The following is a 2,455-nucleotide window of genomic DNA, read 5'->3' as shown; positions in this document are numbered from 1 at the left end:
GGGCAAGCTGCGTCGAATGCGGTGGAGCATAATCTATTAACGGAATTAGAATATAAAAGACGTCAAGAGCTTTTAGATACTTTTGAGGCGAGAGTTAAACGAGGCTTCACTTTGGATGAGGCAAAAGAATTCCTTAATTTAGTACAAAAAGACGGTTATATTGATGAGTTAATTGAGCGTTATCAAGCGGATTCTTTTTCATTAAATCCAAGAGAGCGTCAGTTCTTGAAAAATGCACTTTTACAAATCGCACAAGGTGACGAAAATAAGATCCAATATATTCTCTCCATTCCTATTACTCAAAAAATCGATGATGGGCGAGTAGGAGAAGCGTATCTTAAAGCGCGCCAACAAGTAGGAGTTGATAACTCAATGGATATGAAATTGGCTAGAGCAGCAGAGCCAGCGTTGTTTTTGCTTGGTGGTACTGGTTGGACTAGGGCTTCGCTGAAAGGATATGGAATTCCGGCTGCTAAGTCTGTGGGTGGTGGTATTGGAACCTCGTTAGTATTGGGTGAGGATTATAAAAAATCAAACTTGGTTTATGATTTAACGCTTGGTGTATTAATTGATAAAACAGTCATTCGACTTCGGACAATATCCAATGCAAACAAGCTTGAAACTCAGTTATTGGAAAAAAAGGGTTGGGTTACGAATTATTTTTTGGGTGAAGGTGTCAGTAGTGCTGTGGGGTCAGCTTTAAAAGAAAATGAGCAAGTTCTTATTGAAAAGTTAAATTGGTCAAATTTATTATGGGGGAGAGATGATTAAATATAAAGTTCTTCCTGATGACGCATTGTTAGGGATTTCTGGTATGGGGAGTGTTGTCACATATTGGAACAGTAGATTTTTTTTATCCATTAGCAAATTATTAAAAATAAAAGAGAGTTTTTTTCTTTGTTATTGTGCATGGTTAGTGAGTTTTTGTTTGATTTTTGTAGAAATATACATTATTAATTCATTTGCTTCCGGCACATTTGCTTTGATGCCTAAACGGGTTGTATTTCTATTCGTATTAACAGGATTGTTTTTTTTCTTTGGACGAAAAGCGTTACCATATTGGAGCGAGACAGATGAGGAACTATAAATAATAATTTATAACTATTAGTCTGAAGCTGACGATAGACATCTTTGTTAATGATTAGTGGGTTTGATATTCTCAAAGGTTGATATAACCAGAAATAAAAACCAGTCACTTGGGATAATAAACAACTAAGGGAAGAACAACCCTTGTTGCAGCCTATTGATAAAAGGTAATTAGGAAAAGAACGACTTTTGGCAGCGTCACGCACCGCCAGACACAGATTGGTGATGGCACCAGCCTGACGACGTTGCAGACAGAGGATATGATCACCTTGCGCGGTGCGCAGGTCTTGGGCGAGACGGTGCAGATCGCCACTGAGCAACTTCACATCGAGAGCGTACAGGACACAGCGACTTATGAGGGCAAACAACAGAGCCTAGGTGGTCAGCTGACGGTGGGGGTGGGTGCTTCTGGGGGTGCAAACCTGAGTCGCTCAACGATCCAAGCCGATTACGCAAGCGTCATTCAGCCGTCAGGCGTTTATGCTGGTGACGGGGGCTATCAGATCGTGGTCAACGATCACACCGAACTTATTGGCGGACTGGTGACCTCCACGGCCCAAGCCGAGGAACAGGGCAAAAATCACTTGATCACGGGTACCTTAATGGCCAGTGATCTGGTGAATCGTGCAGGGCATGACGGGAGCAGTCTGGGCATTAACGTCACGGCTGATATTCAGGGTGGCTGGCAGGGTCAGACGCGAAGCGATGAGGGGAAAACTACGCATACCTTAGGTGGTGGCATGGGGTATGGCAATGACAGGGAACGTCAAGAACGCACCACGGCAAGCGGTATCAATACAAAAAACCTCCTAATCACTGACTCTGATACGCAATTATTGCTCACTGGCTTACGTCCCGATGCCATGGCCGAGCGGGTCTGTACCACCACGACCACGGAAACGGCAACTGCCGATAGTGGTGCCTTAGCCAATCGCTTTGATGCGGATGCCGTGCAACGCGAGCTGGATGGGCAGGTTGCGGTGTCACAAGACTTTAGTCAGAACGTGCAGACCGCCAAAAACGAACTCAACAAAGCCATTGATAAGCTAGAGGCGCAATATCACGAGGGTCAACTCCCCCTGGCGGATTACATTGCGAAGCGACAACGCATAGAAAACACCGCTGACTTACTGAGCGCCCTAGCGGCGGGTTTAGCTGCGCCGACCGATCGCGTTTCTGGTATTGTCGCAGCCAGTGTCAGTCCGAGTGTGGCGCAAGCCATTGGTCAGTATGTTAAAGCCCAGCAAGGGATGGGTGGTGAAGGCAGTGCCGCGCACTTGCTCGCTCATGGTTAGTTAGCGGGTGCGGTGGCTGCCGCAGGCGGTAATGACATGTTGAGCGCAGCGGGCGCTGCGATTACTGCGGAGGC

Annotated in this window: 2 protein-coding genes and 1 pseudogene; all 3 read left to right on the top strand. The window is 45.9% G+C overall.

What is annotated here, in order from left to right; all coding sequences use genetic code 11:
- Nucleotides 1-771, top strand: a pseudogene (locus tag HMPREF3144_RS08870) (hypothetical protein); the annotation flags it as partial.
- Nucleotides 764-1,087 carry a hypothetical protein gene (locus tag HMPREF3144_RS08865; protein WP_036561215.1) on the top strand — a complete coding sequence of 108 codons (324 nt, stop codon included), beginning with the start codon at nucleotides 764-766 and terminating at the stop codon, nucleotides 1,085-1,087. The pseudogene HMPREF3144_RS08870 and the gene HMPREF3144_RS08865, both read left to right, overlap by 8 nt.
- Nucleotides 1,088-1,256: 169 nt before the next feature.
- Entirely contained in the window at nucleotides 1,257-2,381 is a 1,125-nt protein-coding gene (locus tag HMPREF3144_RS11900) for a hemagglutinin repeat-containing protein (protein WP_083290433.1), read from the top strand.
- Nucleotides 2,382-2,455: the final 74 nt, after the last annotated feature.

Origin of the sequence: Oligella sp. HMSC05A10 (genome assembly GCF_001808335.1) — a bacterium.
Lineage (GTDB): Bacteria > Pseudomonadota > Gammaproteobacteria > Burkholderiales > Burkholderiaceae_B > Oligella > Oligella urethralis.
This window is presented reverse-complemented; position numbering and strand designations above follow the sequence as displayed.